The 24,220-nt window shown below is 61.0% G+C and carries 25 protein-coding genes; 13 read left to right on the top strand and 12 right to left on the bottom strand.

The window, feature by feature from the left end:
• Positions 1–201: 201 nt before the first annotated feature.
• Positions 202–1,857: an energy-dependent translational throttle protein EttA gene (gene ettA, locus C7450_RS21805; RefSeq protein ID WP_110376559.1), complete on the bottom strand. Its 1,656-nt coding sequence runs from the start codon at positions 1,855–1,857 to the stop codon at positions 202–204.
• A gap of 210 nt (positions 1,858–2,067) precedes the next feature.
• Between ettA and C7450_RS35185 the strand changes: the two genes are divergently transcribed.
• The 3 genes from C7450_RS35185 to C7450_RS21790 all read left to right on the top strand — a co-directional run bounded on the left by C7450_RS35185 (position 2,068) and on the right by C7450_RS21790 (position 4,974).
• The gene (locus tag C7450_RS35185) at positions 2,068–2,313 is read left to right on the top strand and encodes a hypothetical protein (protein ID WP_425351252.1); all 246 of its coding nucleotides are present in this window, start codon (positions 2,068–2,070) and stop codon (positions 2,311–2,313) included.
• 255 nt (positions 2,314–2,568) lie between these two features.
• On the top strand, positions 2,569–4,008 hold the full coding sequence (locus C7450_RS21795; protein WP_110376558.1) for an aldehyde dehydrogenase family protein: 1,440 nt from the start codon (positions 2,569–2,571) through the stop codon (positions 4,006–4,008).
• A gap of 369 nt (positions 4,009–4,377) precedes the next feature.
• Complete coding sequence (locus tag C7450_RS21790) at positions 4,378–4,974, top strand: hypothetical protein (protein ID WP_110376557.1); 597 nt, start codon at positions 4,378–4,380, stop codon at positions 4,972–4,974.
• 181 nt (positions 4,975–5,155) lie between these two features.
• On the opposite strand, the gene C7450_RS21785 is transcribed toward C7450_RS21790, so the two are convergent.
• Positions 5,156–5,989 carry a FadR/GntR family transcriptional regulator gene (locus C7450_RS21785; RefSeq protein WP_170147361.1) on the bottom strand — a complete coding sequence of 278 codons (834 nt, stop codon included), beginning with the start codon at positions 5,987–5,989 and terminating at the stop codon, positions 5,156–5,158.
• 217 nt (positions 5,990–6,206) lie between these two features.
• Here C7450_RS21785 and C7450_RS21780 point away from each other — a divergent pair, with 217 nt between their 5' ends.
• The gene (locus C7450_RS21780) at positions 6,207–7,148 is read left to right on the top strand and encodes a DMT family transporter (protein ID WP_110376555.1); all 942 of its coding nucleotides are present in this window, start codon (positions 6,207–6,209) and stop codon (positions 7,146–7,148) included.
• Here the strand turns inward: C7450_RS21780 and C7450_RS33650 are convergent.
• The 3 genes from C7450_RS33650 to C7450_RS21760 all read right to left on the bottom strand — a co-directional run bounded on the left by C7450_RS33650 (position 7,129) and on the right by C7450_RS21760 (position 9,695).
• Entirely contained in the window at positions 7,129–7,812 is a 684-nt protein-coding gene (locus C7450_RS33650) for a hypothetical protein (protein WP_146227441.1), read from the bottom strand. The genes C7450_RS21780 and C7450_RS33650 overlap by 20 nt on opposite strands.
• Positions 7,813–8,049: 237 nt before the next feature.
• Positions 8,050–9,033 (bottom strand): D-erythronate dehydrogenase, encoded by a 984-nt coding sequence (denD, locus tag C7450_RS21765; protein WP_110376552.1) that lies wholly within the window; start codon positions 9,031–9,033, stop codon positions 8,050–8,052.
• Positions 9,034–9,227: 194 nt separating this feature from the next.
• Positions 9,228–9,695, bottom strand: a complete 468-nt coding sequence (locus C7450_RS21760; protein ID WP_110376551.1) for a YaiI/YqxD family protein — start codon at positions 9,693–9,695, stop codon at positions 9,228–9,230.
• A gap of 814 nt (positions 9,696–10,509) precedes the next feature.
• Between C7450_RS21760 and C7450_RS21755 the strand changes: the two genes are divergently transcribed.
• The 5 genes from C7450_RS21755 to C7450_RS21735 all read left to right on the top strand — a co-directional run bounded on the left by C7450_RS21755 (position 10,510) and on the right by C7450_RS21735 (position 15,525).
• Positions 10,510–11,457, top strand: coding sequence for a DMT family transporter (locus tag C7450_RS21755; RefSeq protein ID WP_170147360.1), 948 nt, complete (start codon positions 10,510–10,512; stop codon positions 11,455–11,457).
• A 190-nt stretch (positions 11,458–11,647) separates the two neighbouring features.
• Positions 11,648–11,875, top strand: coding sequence for a hypothetical protein (locus C7450_RS21750; protein ID WP_245450038.1), 228 nt, complete (start codon positions 11,648–11,650; stop codon positions 11,873–11,875).
• 777 nt (positions 11,876–12,652) lie between these two features.
• On the top strand, positions 12,653–13,561 hold the full coding sequence (locus C7450_RS21745; protein ID WP_110376548.1) for an NAD(P)H-dependent glycerol-3-phosphate dehydrogenase: 909 nt from the start codon (positions 12,653–12,655) through the stop codon (positions 13,559–13,561).
• A 13-nt stretch (positions 13,562–13,574) separates the two neighbouring features.
• On the top strand, positions 13,575–13,976 hold the full coding sequence (locus tag C7450_RS21740) for an FAD synthase family protein (RefSeq protein WP_110376547.1): 402 nt from the start codon (positions 13,575–13,577) through the stop codon (positions 13,974–13,976).
• Between the two features lie 13 nt (positions 13,977–13,989).
• Positions 13,990–15,525, top strand: a complete 1,536-nt coding sequence (locus C7450_RS21735) for a LicD family protein (RefSeq protein WP_110376546.1) — start codon at positions 13,990–13,992, stop codon at positions 15,523–15,525.
• A 280-nt stretch (positions 15,526–15,805) separates the two neighbouring features.
• On the opposite strand, the gene C7450_RS21730 is transcribed toward C7450_RS21735, so the two are convergent.
• The 7 genes from C7450_RS21730 to C7450_RS21705 form a co-directional block, all read right to left on the bottom strand.
• The gene (locus C7450_RS21730) at positions 15,806–16,960 is read right to left on the bottom strand and encodes a hypothetical protein (protein ID WP_110376545.1); all 1,155 of its coding nucleotides are present in this window, start codon (positions 16,958–16,960) and stop codon (positions 15,806–15,808) included.
• Between the two features lie 63 nt (positions 16,961–17,023).
• Positions 17,024–17,818: a glycerophosphodiester phosphodiesterase gene (locus tag C7450_RS21725; protein WP_110376544.1), complete on the bottom strand. Its 795-nt coding sequence runs from the start codon at positions 17,816–17,818 to the stop codon at positions 17,024–17,026.
• Positions 17,819–18,095: 277 nt separating this feature from the next.
• Positions 18,096–18,341 carry a hypothetical protein gene (locus tag C7450_RS33645; protein ID WP_146227440.1) on the bottom strand — a complete coding sequence of 82 codons (246 nt, stop codon included), beginning with the start codon at positions 18,339–18,341 and terminating at the stop codon, positions 18,096–18,098.
• Positions 18,342–18,828: 487 nt separating this feature from the next.
• A complete protein-coding gene (locus tag C7450_RS21720; protein ID WP_110376543.1) occupies positions 18,829–19,602 on the bottom strand; it encodes a TylF/MycF/NovP-related O-methyltransferase in 774 nt (257 codons plus the stop codon).
• A 306-nt stretch (positions 19,603–19,908) separates the two neighbouring features.
• Positions 19,909–20,829, bottom strand: a complete 921-nt coding sequence (locus tag C7450_RS21715) for a DUF1796 family putative cysteine peptidase (protein ID WP_110376542.1) — start codon at positions 20,827–20,829, stop codon at positions 19,909–19,911.
• Positions 20,830–21,036: 207 nt separating this feature from the next.
• Positions 21,037–21,258, bottom strand: a complete 222-nt coding sequence (locus tag C7450_RS21710; protein WP_146227438.1) for a hypothetical protein — start codon at positions 21,256–21,258, stop codon at positions 21,037–21,039.
• Between the two features lie 83 nt (positions 21,259–21,341).
• A complete protein-coding gene (locus tag C7450_RS21705; RefSeq protein ID WP_110376540.1) occupies positions 21,342–21,536 on the bottom strand; it encodes a hypothetical protein in 195 nt (64 codons plus the stop codon).
• 93 nt (positions 21,537–21,629) lie between these two features.
• Here C7450_RS21705 and C7450_RS21700 point away from each other — a divergent pair, with 93 nt between their 5' ends.
• From C7450_RS21700 to C7450_RS21685, 4 genes are read left to right on the top strand one after another with little or no spacing between them, the layout of a single operon-like run.
• A complete protein-coding gene (locus tag C7450_RS21700) occupies positions 21,630–21,809 on the top strand; it encodes a hypothetical protein (protein ID WP_210206497.1) in 180 nt (59 codons plus the stop codon).
• Position 21,810: 1 nt separating this feature from the next.
• The gene (locus C7450_RS21695; RefSeq protein WP_110376539.1) at positions 21,811–22,782 is read left to right on the top strand and encodes an AAA family ATPase; all 972 of its coding nucleotides are present in this window, start codon (positions 21,811–21,813) and stop codon (positions 22,780–22,782) included.
• 11 nt (positions 22,783–22,793) lie between these two features.
• Positions 22,794–23,756 (top strand): DUF58 domain-containing protein, encoded by a 963-nt coding sequence (locus C7450_RS21690; RefSeq protein ID WP_110376538.1) that lies wholly within the window; start codon positions 22,794–22,796, stop codon positions 23,754–23,756.
• Entirely contained in the window at positions 23,756–24,220 is a 465-nt protein-coding gene (locus C7450_RS21685; protein ID WP_110376537.1) for a DUF4381 domain-containing protein, read from the top strand. The genes C7450_RS21690 and C7450_RS21685 overlap by 1 nt, the downstream gene beginning before the upstream one ends.

Below are 24,220 nucleotides of genomic sequence, written 5' to 3'. Positions count from 1 at the left end.
TTTCTGGATAAAGGAACGACTTCATCCGCCTTCCGACAGGCTGCGCTTAACTTTGCAATCTCCAACGCTGCCGTCGCCCCTCCCCAACGCAAGTCGGGCTTGCGCGACTTGGGCAGATGCCTGCGGATCTTGGACAAGCCCAAGATCCGTGGGGGAGGGGTTAGGGGTGGGGGTTGCATAGAGCGCTACGGCGCCCGCCGATCAGCGCCCGAACTTCTTGTACTGGATGCGCTTCGGGATCGTGGAATCGATGCCGAGGCGGCGCTTCTTGTCGTCCTCGTAGTCCTGGAAGTTGCCCTCGAACCACTCGACATGGCTGTCGCCTTCGAAGGCCAACATATGCGTCGCGATGCGGTCGAGGAACATGCGATCGTGGCTGATGATAACGGCGCAGCCGGCATAGTCCTCGAGCGCTTCTTCCAGGGCCCGCAGGGTGTCGACGTCGAGATCGTTGGTCGGTTCGTCGAGCAGCAGCACATTGGCGCCGGACTTCAGCATCTTGGCGAGATGGACGCGGTTGCGCTCACCGCCGGAGAGCATGCCGACCTTCTTCTGCTGGTCGCCGCCCTTGAAGTTGAAGGCGCCGCAATAGGCGCGGGAATTGATCTCGCGCTTGCCGAGATAGATGATCTCGTTACCGCCGGAAATTTCCTCCCAGACGGTCTTCTTGTCGTCGAGGGCATCGCGCGACTGGTCGACATAGCCGAGCTTCACCGATTCACCGACGGTGATGGCACCGCCGTCCGGCTTTTCCTGGCCGGTGATCATGCGGAACAGCGTCGTCTTGCCGGCGCCGTTCGGGCCGATGACGCCGACGATGCCACCCGGCGGCAGCTTGAAGGACAGGTCGTCGATCAGGAGCTGGTCGCCGAAGCCCTTCGACAGCCCGTCGAAATCGACCACATTATTGCCGAGCCGCTCGGCGATCGGAATGACGATCTGGGCTGACGTCGGCGACTTGTCATTGGCCTTCTGCACCAGCTCCTCGTAGCGCTGGATACGCGCCTTGTTCTTGGCCTGGCGCGCGCGTGGCGAAGCGCCCATCCACTCCTGCTCGCGCTGGAGGGTGCGCTGCCGCGCTTCGTCCTCGCGGCCCTCCTGCGTGAGGCGCTTCTGCTTCTGCTCCAGCCAGGAGGAGTAGTTGCCCTCATAGGGGATGCCACGGCCGCGATCGAGCTCGAGGATCCAGCCGGTGACATTGTCGAGGAAGTAGCGATCGTGGGTGACGATCAGGATCGCGCCCGTGTAGTTGCGCAGATAGCCCTCGAGCCAGGCCACCGTCTCGGCGTCGAGATGGTTGGTCGGCTCGTCGAGCAGCAACAGGTCCGGCTCCCACAGGAGGAGCTTGCAGAGCGCTACGCGGCGCTTTTCACCGCCCGAGAGCTTCGCCACATCGGCATCGTCGGGGGGACAGCGCAAGGCGTCCATCGCCTGGTCGACACGGCTGTCGAGATCCCACAGGCCCTTCGCCTCGATCTCGTCCTGCAAAGCCGTCATCTCGTCGGCCGTCTCGTCCGAGTAATTCATGGCGAGGTCGTTGTAGCGATCGATGATCGCCTTCTTCTCGGCCACGCCTTCCATGACGTTGTCGCGCACGCTCTTCGTGGTGTCGAGCTGCGGCTCCTGCGGCAAATAGCCGACGCGCACGCCATCCGCTGCCCAGGCCTCGCCGACGAACTCCTTGTCCTGGCCGGCCATGATCTTGAGCAGCGTCGACTTACCCGAGCCGTTGATGCCGAGCACGCCGATCTTGGCACCGGGGTAGAAGGACAGGTGCACGTTGTCGAGCACCTTCTTGCCGCCGGGATAGGTCTTCGACAGACCACGCATATGGTAAACGAACTGCTTGGCAGACATGAACAACGAGCTCCACCCCGCGCGCGCCGGCGACGGATCAGACTTTCGGGAATGCGCCTCGTATCTAGCGACCGCCCGCCGGAACGGCAAGGGGCCGCGACTTCCGAACAGCGCATCGCCCCGGATTTGCGGATGGTGGCACGCGGATGTTAGGCTGCCCTATCAGCCAACGTAAATCGCTCGCCCTCCTCTATCAAGCTGCGTGCCTTGATGAGCGCGCGCACGTCGCCGCGGGCGTGGGACCTGCGCTGCGAGGTGCGTGAAAAGCTCCTCGCCTTTCTGCAGGCGGAATATCCGCGCGCCCTGCCACGCCGCCGCGCCGAACTTGTCGAGACACAGGGTCCTGCAGGCGACGACGGCCGGGGAGATACAATCCGCAAGACGGACAAGCGGGGCAAGGCCGGCAACCGCCCCACCTCGCTCGATCAAGGATCTGTTGCCGTGGCGTCGGGCTGACCGTGGCGTCGGGCTGACGTGACCCTGTGATTGCCCACCATAGGGCCGCGCGCGGTGGAAAGCTCTTTCCATGCCGGCGCTGGATGCTTTAGAGCAAGATGGACGCGCTCGTTGCCAGACGCCGGAGAGTGAGCGCTAACATAACTGATGATTTCGCGCGTCACGGTGGGAACGGGTCACGCCCCACGGCGGCGAAAAGGCGTATGAAATTGCGGCCGGGCCCCTGCCCGCGTCGCAGTGCAACCGGAGGAAGCGATGACTGACCACTCCAAGAACTATATTGCCGGCGAATGGGTTGACGGCAGCGAGGCTGCCCCTGACATCAATCCCTCCAACACCGGTGACGTCGTCGGGCAGTTCGTGCGTGCGAGCGCAGCCGACGCGGACCGCGCCATCGCCGCTGCCCGCGCCGCGCTGCCGGCCTGGTCGCGCACCACGCCGCAGGAGCGCCACGACATCCTGAAAAAGGTCGGCGACGAGATCCTCGCCCGCAAGGACGAGCTCGGCCGGCTCCTGTCGCGCGAGGAAGGCAAGACCCTGCCGGAAGGCATCGGCGAGGCCGCCCGCGCCGGCCAGATCTTTCTGTTCTTCGCCCAGGAAACCCTGCGCATCGCCGGCGAGAAGGTCGCATCGGTGCGGCCGGGCATCGACATCGAAATCACCCGCGAGCCCGTCGGCGTCGTCGGCATCATCGCGCCGTGGAACTTCCCCATCGCCATCCCGGCCTGGAAGATCGCCCCGGCGCTCGCCTATGGCAATACGGTCGTCTTCAAGCCCGCCGATCTCGTTCCCGGCTGCGCCCACGCCCTCGCCGAGATCATCGTGCGCGCCGGCATTCCGGCGGGCGTCTTCAATCTCGTCATGGGCCGCGGTTCGGTCGTCGGCAACGCGCTTCTGAAGAGCCGCGGCGTGGACGCCATCACCTTCACCGGCTCGGTCGCCACCGGCCGCCAGGTGGCGGCGACCTGCGTCGAGACCATGAAGAAGTTCCAGCTCGAGATGGGCGGCAAGAACCCCCTCGTCGTGCTCGACGACGCCGACCTCAAGACCGCCGTCGAGGTTGCCGTCAACGGCGCCTTCTTCTCCACCGGCCAGCGTTGCACCGCCTCGTCGCGCTTCATCGTGACCGACGGCATCCATGATAAATTCGTCGATGCGGTCACCGAACGCCTCAAGGGTCTGGTGATCGACGACGCGCTCAAGGCCGGCACCCAAATCGGCCCCGTGGTCGACCAGTCCCAGCTCGACCAGAACCTCTCCTACGTCAAGCTCGGCAAGGACGAAGGGGCGAAGCTGGTCTATGGCGGCGAACTCCTGAACCGCGAGACGCCCGGCTTCTACATGGCGCCGGCTCTGTTCACCGACGTCGATCCCTCAACGCGCATTTCCCGGGAGGAGATCTTCGGGCCGGTCGCAACCGTGTCGCGGGCCAAGAATTATGATGAGGCCCTGGCGCTCGCCAACGACACCCAGTTCGGCCTGTCGTCGGGCATCGTCACCACCAGCCTGAAATATGCGTCGCATTTCAAGCGCAACGCCGAGGCCGGCATGGTGATGGTCAATCTGCCGACGGCCGGCGTCGACTACCATGTGCCGTTCGGCGGTCGGAAGGGCTCGAGCTACGGTCCGCGCGAGCAGGGCCGCTATGCCGCCGAGTTCTACACCACGGTGAAGACGGCCTATACGCTGCCGTAACCGTAGCTGTTGAGCTTCACGGACGATCCGGAGCAAGTCCGCAACAGACGGACTTGCTCCAGGTCGCATGCCCCGCGCCGCGACGGCTTGCGGGCGACCAGACAGACCCAGCGCATCAGCATCGATCGCAACAATCAAGGCGCGTGCCGCCTCAAACCGCATTCCGCTTGCCGCGAAATCGCCAGATACACCGCTATAAGGTAGCTGCAAATAATAGAATTCTTCTTTTCGCGAAAAGACATATATATGGAAAATATCGATAAAGACAAGAATTGCGAATTTCTTGAGAAGCGATCATATATAGCACCATAATCTCTGAGCTATATATTATTATAAGCGCCTGAAAATATTCTTAGGAAAGCGAATTCCATGCTTATCGTTTATGGAATGGCGCAGGGCGGAGCTGTGGAGCTCCGGCTCGGCGGCGGACACGCCGCGATTGCACTGGCCGGCCTTGGACATGACGCGACCTATATCTCTTGGATCCGCAAAGGGCGATCACCCGTCTTCAACGCGTTTCGGAAGGGGCCCTTCGGAACGCCGGTCTATCGGATCTGCATTCCCTCGAACGAGGACCTGAATTTCAATATCGGAATCAGCGAAAGAGACGCTTATAATTGGATATACAAAGAATTGGCCGGGGATGGAATGCGACGATATACGCTTGATAAGCGTATACACCAGATAAAATCATTGCCATTCGGGCCGCTTTATTACGAATATAATTGCGTCGATATTGTCAAAAACTGCCTTCGCGTGAGCGGAGCATATCGCTATGCCGGATCTCTGCTGCCCACCTGGACCGTAGCAGGTGTGTGCGGCGACGCCGCAACAATACGCAGGGCCGTTCTGCGGCGCCTTTCGAACGGCGTCGACCCTGCGTTGCAAACCCCGCGGATTGCGACACCGCCCGACTTTTTCCGGGAGGACGTGAGACGAGAACAGAACATCGAGCCCACCCTGTGAAATCCGTGACCTGGACTATCGCCAGGGCCTCCCGCCGCCAAGAGACCGGATGCCTATGGATGATAGGCGACCGGGGCATTGCCGCGCGAAGCGGAAGCCAGTTCGCGTGAAGACGATACCTTGGTGCCGGCCGCCGACCTGCCGCTCAGAGCCGCACCTTTGGGCCTTGATGAAAGGCATGTCATGTGCCGAGAGCGGGATCCTGCGCGGCAGCGGACGACGCGGCCTCCTCCTTCCTCGGCACGGAATTTTGCGAAAGCGCACAGCCTGCGGCCCGCTGGCGCGCCGCCGTGCCAGGCCGGGCGACCGCCAGAGCATCGTGCTCCGATCGCGCGAGCAGCCCCCGCATGGCCGCCCGCGCCGCAGCGGCATCGCCGCTGATAATGGCATCGACGACCGCGCCATGCATGGGAATGACATGGTCGAGTTCGTCCGGCGTCGCGCGCGTAACACGGAAAGCGAGGGTCAGGGAGGCCTCGATCACGGGTGCGAGCGCCGCGAGTAGCTGGTTGCCTGACGCTGCCAGCACGGCCCTATGGAACGCAAGATCGGCCTCGATCGAATGCGTTGAGTGAGTATCGGCGGCGGCAAGGGCCGCCATCGCCGTCTCCAGGGCGTTAAGTCTCGCGGGGATGGCCCGCTCCGCGGCCAGCGCCGCCGCATCGGGCTCGATCATCCGGCGCAATTCGAAAAGCTCGCGCACGAAGTCGGCGCTCAGTTGTCCCTCGCTGCGCCAGGACAGCACGTCGGCATCGAAGAGGTTCCACTGATCCTGGGCGCGGACCACGGTGCCGCGGCGCGGGGAGGATTTCACCAGGCCCTTGCCGGCGAGAATCTTGATCGCCTCGCGCAGGGAGGAACGCGACACCCCAAGCTCCCGCGACAGCGCATCCTCCGGCGGCAGGGCCTGGCCGGGCGCCCACGCGCCACCCACGATCTGCCGGCCGATGGCAACGGCGACCTCGGTATGCCTGTAACGCGGGGCGTGGCCCGACACCGCCGATCGCTTGCTCATGCCGCTCCCCTGAGATGTGCCGTGGCCAGCATCCACGCCGTCGCTTTTCCGAAAAATGTCCGACAAATCCCCATCCAGGTCAACGCGGCATGCATCGCTCGCTGCATTGAACGCCATGCAGGGTCGGAATGCCTTTGCCCACCTACCGGGCACTCTGCTTATCAGCTATGCGATCCAGGCAGAAAATAGCCACAGTCCGTCGTATAAAGCAGCTCTCATGTCCGCCTCAGATCCCACGACCCTCCCCAGCCGTCGCCCCCTCGTCGAGGGGCCTGCCGCCAAAGGCGCGGTGATCGCGGGTATCGGTCTGATGTTGCTCGGCATTTTTTCATATTCGCTGAACGACGTCATGGGCAAGTGGCTGGTCGCGACCTATACGGTGCCGCAGGTCATGCTGATCCGCGGCTTCGCGGCATTATTGCTGCTCATGCCGTTCCTGTGGCGCGAAGGATTGTCCGGCATCCGGGGCGTGCAGCGACCCGGCCTGCAGATCCTGCGCGGCATCGCTGTGATCTTCGATGTCGCCTGTTTCTACTGGGCCGTCGGCTATCTGCCGCTCGCCAGCGTCATGACCTATTATCTTGCCGGGCCGATCTATGTCACCGCCCTCTCCGCCTTGCTGCTCGGCGAGCATGTGGGTTGGCGACGATGGCTCGCCGTCGCATTCGGCTTCAGCGGTGTCGTCATTGCCCTCGATCCGACCGCGGGGGCATTCGGCCTCGCCGATTTCGTCGCCTTCTGCGGCAGCATGGGCTTCGCATTCCTGATGATCACGACCCGTCAGCTTCGCGGCACCTCGGAGACCCTGCTGGTCTCGGCCCAGGTCATCGCTCCCCTTCTTGTCGGCGCCGTCCTGGCCCCCATCGGCTGGGTCACGCCGAGCGCGATCGATTTCGGCCTGCTGGGTTTGCTCGGTATCGTCTCCATGATCGCGAGCCTCTGCGTCAACCGGGCCTTGAAACTGGCACCGGCCTCGGTCGTGGTGCCCTACCAGTACACCTTCATCATCTGGGCCATCGTTTTCGGCTATGTGTTCTTCAACGACACGCCGACGCCGCACATGCTGGTCGGCGCGGCGATCATCATCGGGGCCGGCCTGTTCATCTTCCTGCGGGAGCAGGCGCTGGCCCGCGAGCCCGTTAATCCCGATCGGGGGTGAAGCATTTTCCAACTTTCACGACCCTGCTGAGACGGGTCAACCCCCAATCTTCCAACTTGGCCCTGACAACTTCGCGCTTGCCATCCGGAACGTATATGGCCATCATATCCTGAATAGAAATAGCTGCCTTGCTCACCGGATGCTCCGCAAGACGTATTAAATCATCTTCCATCAACCGAACACCGTATAGTATTGGGAAAATATCTGCTTCCTTAGAAGATCCAATTTCTGCATAGTGAATAGATTCAGAATATCGATCTGCATAACTGAGGCTAACGCCCGTTGCAATATATCCCGCGCTATCGCGCATGACGGGGAAAACGGAAATACTCCAACGGCCGTCACCATTCCTTTGCCACTCATAATCCTCGCGCCGAGGAAACCAGGGCTGGCCAGTCGGCTTCTGAAAAAGCGCCTCGAATACATAACCCCGTTCACCGGAGCCAAGGCCACGCTTGTGGAACCAGCCCGTCTGATATATCAGCTGCATCGGCAGAAGCGCACGGAACCGTACCAAGCCTTCCAGACTGGCACTGTTCGAGCCATGGACCATGTTTACGTCATCGGCTTCAAACTGACCCTTCGCCTCTTTATGACGATGGCCAAAATCGAGTTTCAGGTTTAGGTTCGTATTCACGAACTGTGGGCGCTTACGTTTCAGCATTTCACAATCACATCAAAAAAATGACGCGTCTTCATTATTAAACATGAAAACGACATCAAATATAAAACAATGGCTCAATGCATAAATTCAGATATTGAAATATACTAGAATGACCAATGGTATAAAGATTACATTATCGCTCCCCTTTCTGTCAATAATATACGTCGCTTGACGCACCGCCGGGCGGAGCGGGCCAGGGCTGAACAGCCTGCCAAATATCGGCCTTGGGATCCCCCTTCAGATCCGCCCGTCGAGCTCGTCCTCGACATGGATCCGGATGATCTCGTCGAAGGTGGTCTCGGCCGTGAAACCGAGCGCGGCCGCCCGGCGGGCATCGAAGGCCGTCGGCCAGCCGGCCACCATCTTGCGGATCAACGGATCGGGCTCGCGCCGGATCAGCTTGACGGCCTTGTCGCCGGCCACGCGGCGCAACGCCTCGATCTGCTCGCCCACGGTGGCGGCAAGACCCGGCATGGTGACATTGCGGCGCCAACCGAGTGCGGCGAGATCCATCGTCGCGGCGTGGATGAGAAAGCCGACGGCCGCGCGCGGGCTCGCATGCCAGTGGGTGACATCCTCCGAAACCGGGAGAATAGCCTCCTGCCCCACCAGCGGCTCGCGGAGGATGTTGGAGAAGAAGCCGGACGCCGCCTTGTTCGGCCGGCCGGGGCGGATGCAGATCGTTGGCAGGCGGATACCGATGCCGTCGAAAAAGCCGCGTCGGGAATAGTCCGCGAGCAGGAGCTCACCGATGGCCTTCTGCGTCCCGTAGCTCGTCAGCGGCGCCGTCAGAAAATCATCCGGAATGACCTCCGGGAACGGGGCGCCGAACACGGCGATCGATGATGTGAACACCACCCGCGGGTAATAGGAGCCATCGCGACCCTCCAGCCGGATCGCGTCGAACAGCGCACGCGTTCCATCGAGATTGATGCGGTAGCCCTTGTCGAAATCAGTCTCGGCCTCGCCTGAGACGATCGCCGCGAGATGAAACACGACATCGGGGCGCTGCGCGATCAGCGTCTCGACCATCCCCGGCCCCGCGATGTCGAGGGCCATGGCCGCGCCCTTGCCGGAAAAGCCTTCGGGCAGTTCAGGTTCGACCACATCGACGAGGGTCAGCGTATCGATCGGCTTGTTGCCGAGATGCCCGTCGGTCACAAGCTGTGCCGTCAGCTTGCGACCAACCATGCCAGCCGCGCCAAGAATGAGAATACGCATGCGAAAACATCCCCAGGCAAGTCCCTCTGATCAGGACTTGCTCCACTTGAAAAGTGACGAGCAGATCGACCCGCGGTCGCAGACACCCTGTCGCCGGTCGGGGCATGGTCGCGCGGCATAGGCCGCGGGGCAACCCAAAAGAAATCGCAAAACCTCTCCGTCCCCACGTAACGGCGGCGACGGGTGGACCGCGCTTACCGCGGCCGCTGGAGCCTCACGAGGGCGAGGTCGAGCGCGGACAGAAAGCTGGAGCGATCCCGCGCCGAGAATGGCTTCGGCCCGCTGGTGATCGCACCGGCCGCGCGCAGATCCGTCATGAGATCACGCGTGGCAAGCGCCATGCCGATCGATGCCTCGGTGAAGGCGCGTCCCGTTGGGGAGATCACGGCAGCGCCGGCCTTCACGCATCGGCTGGCGAGCGGCACATCCGCCGTCACCACGACGCTCAGCGGGCCGGCCCGCGCGGCGATCCAGTCGTCGGCCACATCGAGCCCCGCGCCGACGATGATACGCTCGATCCATGGCTCCCTGGGCACGGCGATGAAGCTGTTTGCGACGACGACAACACGGACGCCGCGCCGCTGCGCGACCTTGTACACCTCGTCCTTGACCGGACAGGCATCGGCATCGACATAGATCACAAGGGGGGAAGAAGCATCCATAAGCCGGGGATAAATGACCACCGCAGGGCGCGCGTCAAGCCGGGATGCTGACGGTGACGGGCTACGGGCTGCGCCGCAACGAAACAACATCGTTTGGGCCTAGCGGCATCCCGGGCCTCGGCGGAAAGCGGCGTGCGGGAAAACGCCAGCGTAAAGAGCCGGCGCGGACAGGCGTTTCTGCACCGTCACTCCGCCCATAAGCAGCAATAAGAAGGGCTGCCCCGAAGGACAGCCCTTCCATTGTCAGACCACGGCCTGATCGGAGCAGCAGACATCGCTTACGCGGTGCAAACTCCGCCAGAGGCGAAGATCCAGCTGACCGACACTGACGACCGTAGATGGCGACAATGAGACACCAGATCACCTCCTTTCAATAGTTGACGACAGTTCATAGTAGGGCGTGAGTCTCGCGTTTTTACAAGTGACATTCTGCGCGAAACGCCACAAATAGTGTTTCAGCTGATGCCTTCATCCTTGCAGCCTGAACGATCTCGCCCCTTCTTTTGCGCGCGCAGCTGTCGCCCGCCCGCCTCCCAGCGACGGCAGCGTTCAGCCCGTTCAAAGGCATCTCTCGCGAAGCAAGATTTGCACCACCAGATTTGTGCCGCGAAATATGTGGGACCGGCGATCCTGGCCTCGACGGCAAGGGGCTGCAGTGTGGAGGCTGCCGTGTGGGGGCTGCAGAACGTGGGGCTTCCGATCGTGAGGGGGTGGAGACCTGCGGCATGGGCAACGGTGCGATGCGTCAAGCCCCCTGTTATCCCCCCGGCCGCATGCTATGCAGGGGGTAAGCAACAGAAAAGAGACGATCGACGTGTCGACGCTTCCCGCGCCCGCCGAAAATGCCCGCCCCGCAGCGTCGCCCGGGATTGAACCAGCTCCTTCCCCGAAATCGGCGCCAAGGGCGGACAATCCCCTTCGCGGAATCCTCCTGTTTTCTCTCGCCTTGATGCTGTTTTCCGTCGGGGACGGCGCGTCGAAATATCTCACGGAAACCCTGCCTCCGTTCCAGATTTCCTGGATGCGCTTCGGCGTTTTCGCCTTCATCGTCCTGGGGATCACGGTCCTGCGGCGTGACTGGTCCGCATTTCGCTCGCGCTGCCTTCCTATCCAGCTGGCACGCGGCGTCGGCATCACGGGCTCGACGGTGCTCTTCGTGACCGCCATGAGCTATCTGCCGATCGCCGAAGCGACCGCCATCTCCTTCGTTTCGCCCCTGCTCGTGACCGCGCTTGCCATTCCGATCCTTGGGGAAAAAGTCGGCTGGCGCCGCTGGGCGGCGATCGTCGTCGGCTTCATGGGCGTGCTCATCGTCGTCCAGCCGGGATCCGGCCAGCTCGGCATGGCCGCCTTGCTACCGCTTGGCAGCGCAACCTTCTGGGCCATGGCACTCATCGCGACGCGCATGACGAGCGGCCGGGACGGTGCGCTCACCGCGCTCATCTACGCATCCGGCCTGGGCTTCCTGCTGACGACCCTGCTCCTGCCCATCGGCTGGGTCCAGCCGTCCCTTGCGGAACTCGGCTGGCTTGCGATTGCCGGCGGATCCACCGTCGCGGCGCATTTCCTCGTCATCGGCGCCTTCCACGTCGCGCGCGTCTCGACGCTCGCCCCGCTCGCCTACATGCAACTTCTCTGGTCGGGGCTTATCGGCTATTTCGCCTTCCACCACATGCCGGATCAATGGGCAATCATCGGTGCGCTCGTGATCATGGCGAGCGGCCTCTACACCGCCAGCCGGGAACGCCGCGCGCGGGCGTAACCGTCACGCTCATCAACCGTTAACGACACTATCGCGGAATTCGAACTTCTTTTTGGGTTGACCCTCCCCGCCTAACTCATAATTAAGAAAGTACCGTCCGATACGATGTGGGGTGTTCATGCGGATTGCAGTGACTGCGGCCTTTTTGGCCCTTGCCGTGGCTGGTTGCCAGTCGGCCCAGGATTCGATGATGGATGCAGAATTCACCTGCGAGGAGGCGGGCCTGCGTCCGGGCACCCGTGCATTCGAACGTTGCGCCAACGTGAACTACAGCCGGAACAGGCAGCAGTCGCAGGATGCCGCCAACGCGGTCGCGCTGGGCGCGGCTGCAGGCGTCATCGGCGGCGCGGTCATCGGTGCCGCCTCGACCCCGCGCTACTATCCCTATTACCGCTGTAACCGTTGGCGTTGCTGGTAGGAAGGCCTGCCGTCGCGGGATCACGATGATCGGTGACAGAAACAGGAAGCCCCGGCACAACGGGGGCTTTTGCGTCTCATGAGCTGAATGAGCCGCCGGGACGGATCGCGATCTGATCGATCCCGGCCGGTCGGCGCCGCCCATCGCCCCGGTGAGTTCCGACGCGGCTCTGGTTGTCATGCCTGGAAGCCGCCAGCGACATAGGGGTAGACCGCAGGCGGCGCCGATGACGCGGCTTGTCCAGGAAAAGCCGCCTTCTCCTTTCGCGGGAGAGGCGTTCCGAAGCGATGAAATCGGCAAGATAATCGCCGTCAAATCTTACTCAGACGCTAAAATACCGTAATAGTATCCGAACGTTATTTCCTAAATACACGCAGGAAAGAATAACCTTGGGGCCCGTTGCTCAGGGTGCACGGATGCTGCGCGCACCGGGCGAGACCGTCAATCTCTGTTGGGTGAAAGCTGAATTCCGCACGATCGCTATGGATCAGTGAAACATCAGCATCTGGCCGATATAAATCCAACCCGATGGCGGTGCCTCGCCCGGTGGATACCCTTTGGATATGACACACGCATCCTTGAGCTTTGCAGTATAAGCATCGGACAATACAGGGAAAATTGAAAAATTTACGCGCCCACGCCCAGCTGATGCCCTGTTTTAACAGGCGCACAATTAGCCAAAGCGGCGGTTTAGCGCCTATTGCTGCGGCAGTGAAATATTGATAACCATCCAATATAGGTGCGCTATATGACAATGGCGTGTCAGAGAGATAAAAAATGCTGGCTCGGACAAAATTGCTGCTGATTGGGTTTGGCACATTCGGTCAGGCCATTGCCAATGCTCTGTCGTCCCGCAGCGATCTGTCCATTAGTGTATGCACGCGTAGTCCTCGGTCATTCCCGTCTTATATAACGCGTTCCTTCACTGACGCTATGGACGTGCCGATGGACGATTTCGACATTGTCGTCCTCGCTTTGCCGAGCTTTGCGGTGGGGCCGGCCCTGTCCGCTCTCTACGCAGACAAGAGGCCGCAGGGGGTGATTGTTTCCTGTGCCAAGGGGCTCGATCCGCACGCGACGCAGTTCGTCAGCCAAGTCATTCAGTCCACGACCGGCTCGGATGCCATAGCGGTTTTGGCGGGGGCCAGCTTCGCGCATGAAATGATGGAGGATAGCCCGGTCTTCCTGACGCTCGCCTGCACCAATCCGGCGATCGGCAAAGAGCTCATCGATCGGCTTGAAACAGCCAAGCTGCATCTGGAGCTTGCAACGGATGTCCGCGGCATGGAAGTCGTTGGCGTTGCGAAGAATATCCTGGCAGTCGGCGCCGGTATCGCTGATGGCTTGAACCTCGGCGAGAATTTTCGCGCCACGTATATCGCGCGGGGTGTCGCCGAACTCTCCAGGATCATTACGATGCTTGGCGGCGACAGCGACACAATCTCCAAGATTGGTGCCCTGAGCGACATCATCCTGACCTGCTCATCGGATCGGTCACGGAACTATCGCCTGGGGCGGAATATCGCTGTTAACAGACTGCACAACGCAAGTCTTGCCGAGGGGCTGCACTCCGCCGGAGCCTTCGTTAATCTCTTGGAACGTCAAGGTGCGCAATCGCGCTTCTTCAGCGTCATCAGTGAGGCGATGGGAAACCCCTCGCTTATTGTCAGCACCCTTTTCCGGTAAAGAGGCGGCCAACATGAATGTCGGCATCACTTTTGGAACGTTCGATCTGCTCCATATCGGTCATATCAAGATCCTCGAGCGGTCGAAGGCCCTCTGCGACTATCTGGTGGTGGGTGTGTCGAGCGACGCGCTCAATCTCTCAAAAAAGAACGCCGCACCTATATATTCTGAAGACGAGCGCATGAAAATTGTTTCAAGTTTACGGTGCGTCGACTTTGTTTTCCGGGAAGAAAGTCTTGAAGAGAAGCGCGATTATATCAAGAAATATAACGCGTCAACCCTGATCATGGGGGACGATTGGCACGGGAAGTTTGATTTCTGCTCTGACATTTGCCGAGTTGTTTACTTGCCGAGAACACCTCACATATCGACCACGCAGATTAAGGCAGAAGTGTTTTCCCGCCATACGGTCTAAGGGAGCCGGCACGATGTTTGAAGTTTCGCGGCAAACAAGAGAGCGCTTAGCCTTGGCGGGCATGCCAGGGTTAGTTCACTTCGGATTGGCCCCCCTCCGCCTTTTTCCGATGCGCACGTGCAAGAAGCTCCGCTTGCAGCTGTTGGGGACCGGCATCCTCAATCTGGAATCCTTGTCGCTCGTCGGCCCTGAGGACGTCGTGCCGTTCGTAGAGGAGGCCCGCATGTCGTCGCGACACGCGTCCTCGCATGATCCGGAGCGACTTTTGACGGGAAACCCGATCCATACCGCAAGTGAGCTGTGCCCCTGGTGGGAAGTCACGTTCTCCAAGCCGGTCCAGATCGATGAAATTACGGTCGGTAATCGCCTCGGCGTCTGGTGCGGACGTGCTTACGGCCTGATTGTCGAGCTCATGGACAAAGACGGTATCGCCTGGACCTACGATAATCTTTCAGCGACACGCTTCAACGACCAAATCGCCCGATTCAAGCAGCATATCGAAGCATTCGTGTCTCACTGCTACCGGCTTCCTGTCGCCAGCAGAAATGGCAGCTCCCGGGCCCTGCTTGAGTTTATAGGCACCGCCACGACATTGACAACGCGTGTGGAGCAGGCGTTGCAGGGCGCCAGTTTTTCCGAGCGCGATCTCACGGATGCACGGATCGCCACGCTTGCGGGGCTCGATGCGATCCATCAGCCTTTGGCCACGAAAGATCTGGTCTCGACACTGAAGCAGTCATACCTGCTTTTCGATTGGTTGCTTCCACGCCCAAAAGCCGCGAATATTGATATGAATCTGCCGGTCGAGCTGTCGGCCATGTCCTGGATGTTCGCCTCGATCCTTACGGAACATCACACGGTCAAGCTAGCTCATATAAAGGATCATGATCGTCTCCTTGCCGATACAGCCTGCACCCGCTTCGTCGAAGAGACCGTCAATACCGCCTATAAGGCAACGGGCCTGACCCGCACCGCCATGCCGATCATGTTTCGCGCCCACGGGATGAGCGGATCCGCGCTTCTGTCAGACCCGCAATCCTTTGTTCGATCAATGAAGGAGATCGAAGAGATCCTCGACGGCATCGGATATCAAGCCGCCATATGCTACGGAACGTTCCTCGGCGCGGTGCGAGAGAAAGGCTTTATTCCGCATGACGATGATGTGGACATGGCCTTCCCGCTGAAATCCCACGGGGATGAGGGCGTCGAAGAAGAGCTCCAGGCGATTGTCGCGACCTTGCAGAAGCAGGGCGTCGATGCCGGCATTACCACGGGCTACCAGTTCTTGAAGATCAGGGCTCCCAAAAACAAACGACTCGTGGATGCATTTCCGATTATCCGGCGAGGCCCGGAGCGCGTGGGGATGTATATGCAGGAACTGAAGATACGCGACGTTCCCGCCCATGTCGTTTTGCCTTTCGGCTCGATCGAGCTCTATGGCGAAAGCTTTGCAGCTCCGGCATCGGTTGATGGCTTTCTCTCCGAGCGATATGGGCCGACCTGGCAAACCCCCTTGCGCATCATCGGCTCCAAAACCCTTGAGGTGTGAGGTTGCCCGATCGCGTCAAGACGCTTAGAGCATAATCCGACCGGAGTGAAACGAGGATCGATAAGATTATGCTTGAAATAAACGAGGTTAGAGCGCCGATCTGATGCAATCAGATCGAAACGCGCTCTAGGTTCATTCGACATTCAGCGCTCTCGGCCGTCATGGCCGGGCTCGTCCCGGCCATCCCGATGAATTGAGGCGCCTTTCTGGTCGGGATCACCGGGACAAGCCCGGTGATGACAGTGGTATCTCTTGGGCAATTCTTGAATGTCGATTGGTCCTAGTTGTGGATCTCGACCGCGATGCGCTTCAGATCCCGATCAAAGCCTATCGCGCAATCCGCTGCGCCGATCTCCGTGAAGAATAAGAAGAACCTGTTTCCAACATTGTCGAAGTTGCGTCCCTCGGCGTCGGGATCGACTGCCGAGGGATAGGCCAAAAGCTTTGAGCCGGCGCAGGGGCCGTTGTAGAGCGTGGGGCCGGGCAAGAGCAGCTTCAGATCCGTCCACTCCAGAAGATTGGTCGAGGTGCTGTAATAAATTCCGGGTGCAGGGCTGGAAGGTCGTCCTCCAGGGCTTTGGAAGACCGCGATCCACCGCCCGCTGGGCCTATGCCGAACGACGGCCCCGACCGGGTCGGAGAATGGCTGTATGACCTTGCAGGGCGCAGCGGAACCAAGACCGCGGTACGGGTCGCCAAAGCGGGCTGCAAACGCCCGGCCATTCCACGCGCGCCATGAGGTTTCGTCAAACGGATTGTCTGTCCGAAACAGGCAAGCCCCGTATCCCATCCCCTCCCATCCGGTCGTCGCAGCGAAAAAGTAATAAGAGGACCCGTCCCGGACGATATTGGAGGGATTGAAAAAGCCGCGATGCCGTCCTTGCCCCACATCCTGGGCAAAGGGGAAGGCGGCAACCACGACAGGTGGATCCCCGCTTTCAAACGAAAGGCCGCCGTCGGAGGATCGGGCGGCTAAGATCGTATTAAACCAGCATTTCCGATACTCGCGGTAGGCACATCGGCCGGCGTGCGTGTTGGCTTGAAATTCATCATGCACCAATGCCGCGATATGCTGTCCATCGTCGGTCCAGGTGGCGGTCAACCAACGCTTGTCGTTGTAGGCCGCGGGGTCCGGATTAAGCGCGCTCGGCATGACTACGGAGCAATCCAGTGTGAGAGACTGCAAAGATGGCCCGATCAGCGCCCTGTTCACATAGTGCATGCCCAGCGCGACCACCATTCCGTCCTGACGTCTGAAAGCACGCAGAGGCGCATCGGGGATGTCAGTCTTGTCACAGGCCTGGCTGCGGCGGTGAAAGACGGTTGTCGCTTCTCCGCGCAGCACGAGCGCCAGCCGTGATGGCAGGGGATCCGCGCGCAACGCCGGCTGCAATAGAAAACAGGTCGGGAACAAACAGGCAAAGGCGACAATCAAACCCCGCGCGCCACGCCGTCTATTGGGGATTAGCTCCATGCCACTATAGACAAGCAAATTCACTTACGGCGCAAGCGGCTTATCCGCAATGATCGGCGAAACGCCCATCGCCACCAGTTCGTCAGCAATGGAACGGTCGGGAACAGTCCAGGCTCCCACCTTGATGCCGGCTCTCCGCAGGCGTGCGACAGTATCGCCATTGGCCAGAAGCTCTTTATAGTAAGCCAGAATGGACGTATCGCCGCCCAACGACGCCATCTGTTCCACCATAGCTTCGCTATCGTTGATTTTACTTACGATATAATCAAGCGGAATCGTTTTGTTTCTCTTTCGAACATAGGCAAGATCGCCAAGCCTGAAGCTCGAAAGACGAAGATTGCAGGAGGAACATTGTCCGATATCGCTTAAAATCAGGTCGATATCCCGTTGATTGCGATATCCCTTGATTTCGACATAGGCCTGGACTGATGGGTGTTTTGACAGGAATTGTATGAAATCGGCAAAGGACGGTATCCGAGCATCTGGGATCTGGAGGGCTCCCCTCCTGAGTTGAAGCTCCGCTATCTGCTTCAACGTCAGGTTGTCGACGTTCCCCTGCCCGGTCGTGACACGAGATACATCCTTGTCGTGGAGAAGGATTGGGACGCCGTCGGCCGTGATCCGCACATCCGTTTCAATCGCGCGAGCGCCGCCTGCGACCGCTTCTTCGAAGGCTTGGATCGTATTCTCCGGCGCTGTTCCGGATTGCCCGCGATGCGCCACGAACAGCGGCGCCTCACCTGCCCAGCCCTCCGCCAAGAGGCTTGAACCCAGCAACACGCCCAGCAGCACGGCACAGAGCTTGGCAGATCTCAGCACGAACCATTCCCCTCTGAGTCAGCGTGGCTGATCAAAGAAGAGCAGCAGAATGTCAAATTTACGGTCGTTTCGGCCTGCTGCGCCTGCTCGCTAGTGGAGCGAATTTGACATTTGAGTCCCACCTGACATCAAGCTCCAGATCAAATGTCAAATTCAAAAGCTCCACTAGAACCAATAACTTGCTAGTGGTTCTCTTGACTCCGACATTTGCTCCAAGGGTGGTATCGGACGGATGCAAATGTCAGAGTCGAACCACTAGATCGTCAGGCAGCCAGAGTCAGCGCGCGGTGTCGGGGATCACTCCTCCGAGTTCTTCGAGTAACGCGCGTCCGCGCGCGATTTCCGCCGGATCGAGACCCATGATATCGGCCCAGTTCACGATCTCCTGAAGCACCTTGTGCATTTCGTCGGCGCGCGCAATTTCACGTGCCGCTTGCTCACTGTGAACGTCCACAATTACTGAGTGACCATCGTCATGCCGAAATTCGACCCTCGCACCAGTCGCGCTTAAACATACGCTCACGTTCTGCTCCGCTCCAGAGGCCTGGTTCATTAAGCTTATGAAGTTTTTTTGACATTCCCGTGACACGGCTCCAGCGGCAGGACGCCGCAGGATTGGCCGCGACAAGCTGAAGCAAGACGCGTGCCGCCGCCGGATCCGGGCCATTGCCAGAGCGCAACCAGCGGGGCGCCCCGCATCGACGGTCGGCTGCAGGTCTTCAGGGGGATAAAGGATCGATGCTGTCGAAGGAACGCGAAGCGTGCAGCGATGGGACGTGCCCTGCAGGCCTGAACGGGGGGCGTATCCGATCGCCGGCTGTGCGACCCCGCCGGAGGCCGGAGAGGTCGCGCCGATCGCGCAATGCGTCGCTCAGCGCGGCGGCACGATCCGGTCGGATGACTGCGGAGCGATGGCGACGGCCGGCGCGGACAAGCCCCGCCGAACCCTTCGCTTGGTGGGACTATGCGATCCGCGCGATCGCCAGACCGCTCCAGCGGGATGGACTGACCTATTTTGTGATCCGGATCGCGACCTGTACCCACCGCGTTTTGAACAGATACTCGAAGGAACGATCATACTCCTTAGCCCAATCCATAAGGGCGCGGTGTTCGTCCTCCTCCTTGTTCATCACATATTCGTCGAACAAGATGATCGTGCCCGGCACGATTAACGTGTTGATCGGGTAGAGAACGTCGATCGTCGAGCTATAAAGATCGGCATCCATATGAATGAAGCTCAACGGGTTCTCATGCGCCTGCGCGAAGATCGGAACCGTATCCTTGAACCACCCCTTGTAGACGCGACAGACCTCCGGATCGAGCTTGGGGACATTGCCCTTGAGGTCGAAGTGACCTTTCGCCCACGCGCCCGCCCACGCTTCAGGTAGCCCCTCGAAGCTGTCGAAGAGATGGAACCGCCGCCCCTTCGGTACGAACTGGGTGATGAAGCGAGCGCAACGCCCCTTAAACACGCCGAACTCCGCGAAGTCCCCCTTCAGCGACACGAAAGGCATGGCGGCATAGGCCGAGATCAGCTTGAAACTGGTGAACCGCTGTTCGTGCACGTAGAAGTCGTCGATGTGCATCTCGGGAATGCGCTTCATCGCCTCCCGTCCACCCTCACCGGGGATGGGCGCGACGGGCGTCAGTCTCGATACGAGTTTTTTCGTTGGCGGCCCCAACCGGCTGACGGCTTCAGCCGCCAGCCGATCGATATCAACCTTGACCGGAACAGTATCCGCTGCAGAACTCATCGGCCGTTCCTCCTCATAGCTCGTATCCATGCGTACCACGCACTGCGATCATTCACCGAATTTATGAGACAGGCAACGGAAAGAAGAGCGAAACGCGCCTTTTCTTGGTGGAAACACTGTCGCTCGTCATCGGAGGATCTTGAGACCGCCGGCCTTCACCGGCAAATGAAGGCCGGGCCCACTGAGGCTCCAGAGCGCGTTTCGACCTGATTGCATCAGATCGGCGCTCTATCCTCTTTTATTTCAAGCATAAGCTTATCGATCCTCGTTTCACTCCGGTCGGATTATGCTCTAAATTTGTTAGAGGCTGACGAAGACGCCCGGAGGGCTGATCTCTCATTCTGGCGATTTCGCCAAGCGACTGTCTACGAAGGATTTTATCTGGGAGACGCCTTGACGCTCGAATTCATAGCCCTTCTCGGAAAAATAATGTTCAGGCATATGCCAAACGTAGCTCTGATAAGGAAAAGGGATATTAATAACGCGAGCATGAGGGCCTAAGTCCTCTTCGTAAGGACTTCCCACACCATCAACATAGCTGTTCCAGACAATAAACAACGATTCCTTGCCCTCACGGCGTGCCGACAGAAATTCAAAAATCCTCCTCAATACGCGCAGCGCGTGCTTGTCGGCTGATTTCGTATGTGAAATGAACACAGCTCGCTCGGCCGTATCAATCGTGTTCCACAGATTGTCAATTCTTGATCTATATATATCAATCAATTTCGAGAAATTGTCCTTTGGATACTCCTCTCCGGTCTCGTGATTGAAACTCACCCTCAGCTCAGTGTTGACGCAGAAATTGCGCCGCTTATCAAATGCGAGCAGGGATGGCTCGAGGTACTTTTCGAAATTGGTCTTCAGGGCGCTCTCGATCGCCAGAAGGGGATGAACCGATAAATCAAAGGGGTGGCTCTTCTCACCGAGCTTCGCAGATGGCTTCAGGCCCCACCGCGTCGGCACTGTGCGGCTTAGGCAATTCGTTCCGAGGGAGATCCAGGCTATGTCGCTATATCTGAGCAAATTTCGCCGCCGCATGTGCGCGAGATCGATCAATCTGTCAAAGCTCTTCGTTATCAGCTCGACACCGCGCTCGCGTGCCGTCGCCAAATCCTCGATGTCATTCAGGGACATCGACAAGCCGGAACGTGACGACCTGGCAATCTGATTGAGAACGACCTCGCCAAGGCCCTTTTCAAAGGATTCGACAGCGAAAAGATTATTTCGCGCTGAGTCTACGCCTGTGTCAGTCGCCATCGCCGAGGCCTCCCCAGCTATAAGATATCTCCAATTTAGCGTTTGTGAATCCGATCGGTCAATAATTCCGATCGCAATCCGGCTTAGCGACAGTTGAAGTTAATAACGCATGCCGTCGCCTGCGGCGGCGGCGCGGGAAAATCTGGTCGAGGCAGTTCGTGAACTGGTATACGTCCCGTCACGGCGCAGCTTGCAGCCGGCGATTGTTTAATATTCGGAAAAACCTGCGAAAATCGTCCGTCCGGACAGCTGGTGGCGAGGCCGTGAGCGCTCGCCGTCGCACCGCAAGCGTGCTTGCGCGGCAGATCCCGCTGCGGCGGGCGTGTCGTTGAAGGCGATGCGCGCCGCGGCCGGCCATCCCACGGGGCAATTCCAGATCGGCGGTCGCTCCCCCTCCGCCTCGAGCACCCGGCGGGTCGGCTTCGCCATGGCCGGCGCCTCATGCCTGGACAGGGAGGCGGCCCGCAACAGCATCGTCCAGGACGACGTCACCAGGATCAGAACCGTACGAACTATCTTACCCCCGCGACATTCTTGGCTCGCTCGAGACCCCTTTGCGAGGCATCGACGATTGGATCCGTAGCGCCGGCACGGCGCAGATAGGCCGCCGGTTCGCGCGCAAGGACCGTCGTCTTTCCCATCTCCGCGAGCGCTGCTTGCGTCGCTTCGCGATTGCCGAGTTCGGCGTTGGCAATAGCGATCAACATCTGACTGACGCCAGATCCACCGACCGCTGATCGCTGAGCCGTCGCGAGCATTTGTCGGTATTCTTCGCGATGCTACAATGGGCGACGCTCAACGTGGGGCCGCGCTTCGGAATGCTCCTCCACCATACGGATGCCGACCAGGAATGGGCCAATGATCGACACGCGTCTTTCGGCCGGCTCGACGTCGCGCTCGACGAGGCGCCCCACCGCGGCTGGACCGTCGTCGATATGAGGGCAGCCTGGAAGGTTGTCGATCCATTCGAGGTGAAGTGACATGACGGCCCGCGGCTCTATCGTTGAAATTCAGCAACGGGTGAACGCCTCGGTCATCGGCCAGGAGCGCGTCGTCGAGCGCCTGATGATCGCGCTGCTGGCAAATGGCAACGTGCTGCTTGAGGGACTGCCCGGTCTCGCCAAGACGCGCGCCATCAAGAGCCTCTCGCAGGCTGTGGAAAGCGAGTTCAGCCGCATCCAGTTCACGCCCGATCTTCTGCCCTCCGATGTCACCGGCGGGGAGATCTACGTCGCCGAAGCCAGCGGGGCCGGCAGGTTCGAGTTCCGCAAGGGTCCGATCTTCGGCAATATAGTGCTTGCCGACGAGATCAACCGCGCGCCCGCCAAGGTTCAGTCGGCGTTGCTCGAGGCGATGGAGGAACGCCAGGTCACCGTGTCCGGCACGCGCTATGCGCTGCCGGAGCTCTTCATGGTCCTCGCCACCCAGAACCCGATCGAGCAGGAGGGCACCTATCCGCTGCCGGAAGCGCAGATGGACCGGTTCCTGATGCATGTCAGGATCGCCTACCCGAGTGACGACGACGAACTTGCAGTCATGCGTCTGGTCCGCGGCGAGGCGGCGGGCGCGGCCGAGACCGCCGCGCCGCGGATTCCGCAGGCGGACGTTCTGGCGGCGCGCCGGGAGATCGACGCCGTCCGCACGGTCGAGGCGGTGGAGCGCTACATGGTCGCGCTCGTCGCCGCGACGCGCCGCCCCGCCGACTTCGGCGACAAGCTGAAGGGCTGGATCGCCATCGGTGCAAGTCCGCGCGGCACCCTGGCGCTCGATCGGGCCGGCCGCGCCTATGCCTGGTTGCACGGGCGCGACTACGTCGTACCCGAGGATATTCAGGCGATTGCCCATGATTGCCTGCGCCACCGTGTGGCGGTCACCTACGAGGCGACGGCCGACGGAAAGAGCTCCGACGACGTCATCGACGAACTCATTCGGCAGGTGGCGGTGGCCGTCTAGAGGAGACCGACATGGCAGGTGAAGCCCGTGCGCATGTCTTGCTCGACGATCTGCTGCGCCTGCGCCATCGCGCCAAGGGCTTCAGCTTTCTGCCGCGCCAGCCCGTGCATTCGCTGCTCGCCGGCCGCCACGCCTCGCGGTTGCGCGGGCGCGGCCTCGAGTTCGAGGAGTTGCGGCCGTACTATCAGGGCGATGACGTCCGCGCCATCGACTGGCGCGCCACGGCCCGGCTCGGCGAGCCCCAGCTCAGGGTCTACACCGAGGAGCGGGACCGGCAGGTCATCCTTCTGGTGGATCAACGGCTCAGCATGTTCTTCGGCAGCCGCCGGACGATGAAGGCGGTGGTTGCTGCCGAGGCCTCGGCCTTGGCGGCGTGGCGGGTGACGTCTCTTGGCGACCGGATCGGAGGCATCGTCTTCTCCGAACATGGTGTGGACGAGATCCGCCCCCGCGCCCGCCAGGCCGCCATTGGTCCCCTGTTCGCGGCGGTCGTCCGTCACAACCAGGCGCTCAGGGCCGACGACGCGCGCCCCTCCGACCCGACGCTTCTCAACACCGCCATCGCCAAGGCCCTGCGCCTGCTGCCGCACGACGGCCTGCTGACGCTCATCACCGATGCCGCGGGGGCCGATGCCGAGACGGTGCGGCTCGTGACCGAGGTCATGGCACACAACGACGTGCTCACGATCTTCGTGTTCGACCCGCTGGAGGCGCGGCTGCCGGACATCGGCCGCACCGTCGTTGCCGAGGGAAGCCACCAGATCGAATTCGACAGCGGGGCAAGCGGTCTTCGCGCCGGATTTGCCTCAAGCTTCAGCGAGCGGCGGCAGGCGGTCGAGAATTTCTCGCGCCGGCGCGCCATTCCCGTCCTGCCGCTGACGACCGAACGCGACACGACGGAGCAGTTCCGCGAGCTCCTGGGCCGGCGGATGGCGCGATCGCCGGCAGCGGATCGACAGGCGAGTGCGATGTGATGGCCGACGAAGCGGACCTGTCGCGGCTAGCCGATATCGTGGTGCCGCCTCCCCTGCCCTGGTGGCCGCCGGCGCCGGGCTGGTGGATCATTGCCGCCGCCCTGCTCGGCGCCGCGGTGATCACGGCCGTCGCCGGCCTTGCCCGGTGGCGGCGCAATGCCTATCGCCGCGCGGCGCTGGCCGAGCTCGCCGCCATCGGTCCCGTCTCCACGCCCGCCAGCGCCGCGGCGGTCTCCGCCATCCTCAAGCGGGTCGCCCTCGTCGCCTATCCCCGTGTCGAGGTGGCGAGCCTCACCGGGGAGGCGTGGCTCGCCTTTCTCGACCGCACCTCGGCCAGCGACGCATTCTCGCAAGGCGCGGCGGCCGATCTCGCGCGCGCGCCGTTCGGCGCACCGGTGCGCGACGGCGGGGCGCTGCTCGGTGTTGCCCGCCGGTGGGTGACGCATCATCGCGGGGAGACCTGA

The sequence above is a fragment of the Chelatococcus asaccharovorans genome (genome assembly GCF_003201475.1).
GTDB lineage: Bacteria > Pseudomonadota > Alphaproteobacteria > Rhizobiales > Beijerinckiaceae > Chelatococcus > Chelatococcus asaccharovorans.
This window is presented reverse-complemented; position numbering and strand designations above follow the sequence as displayed.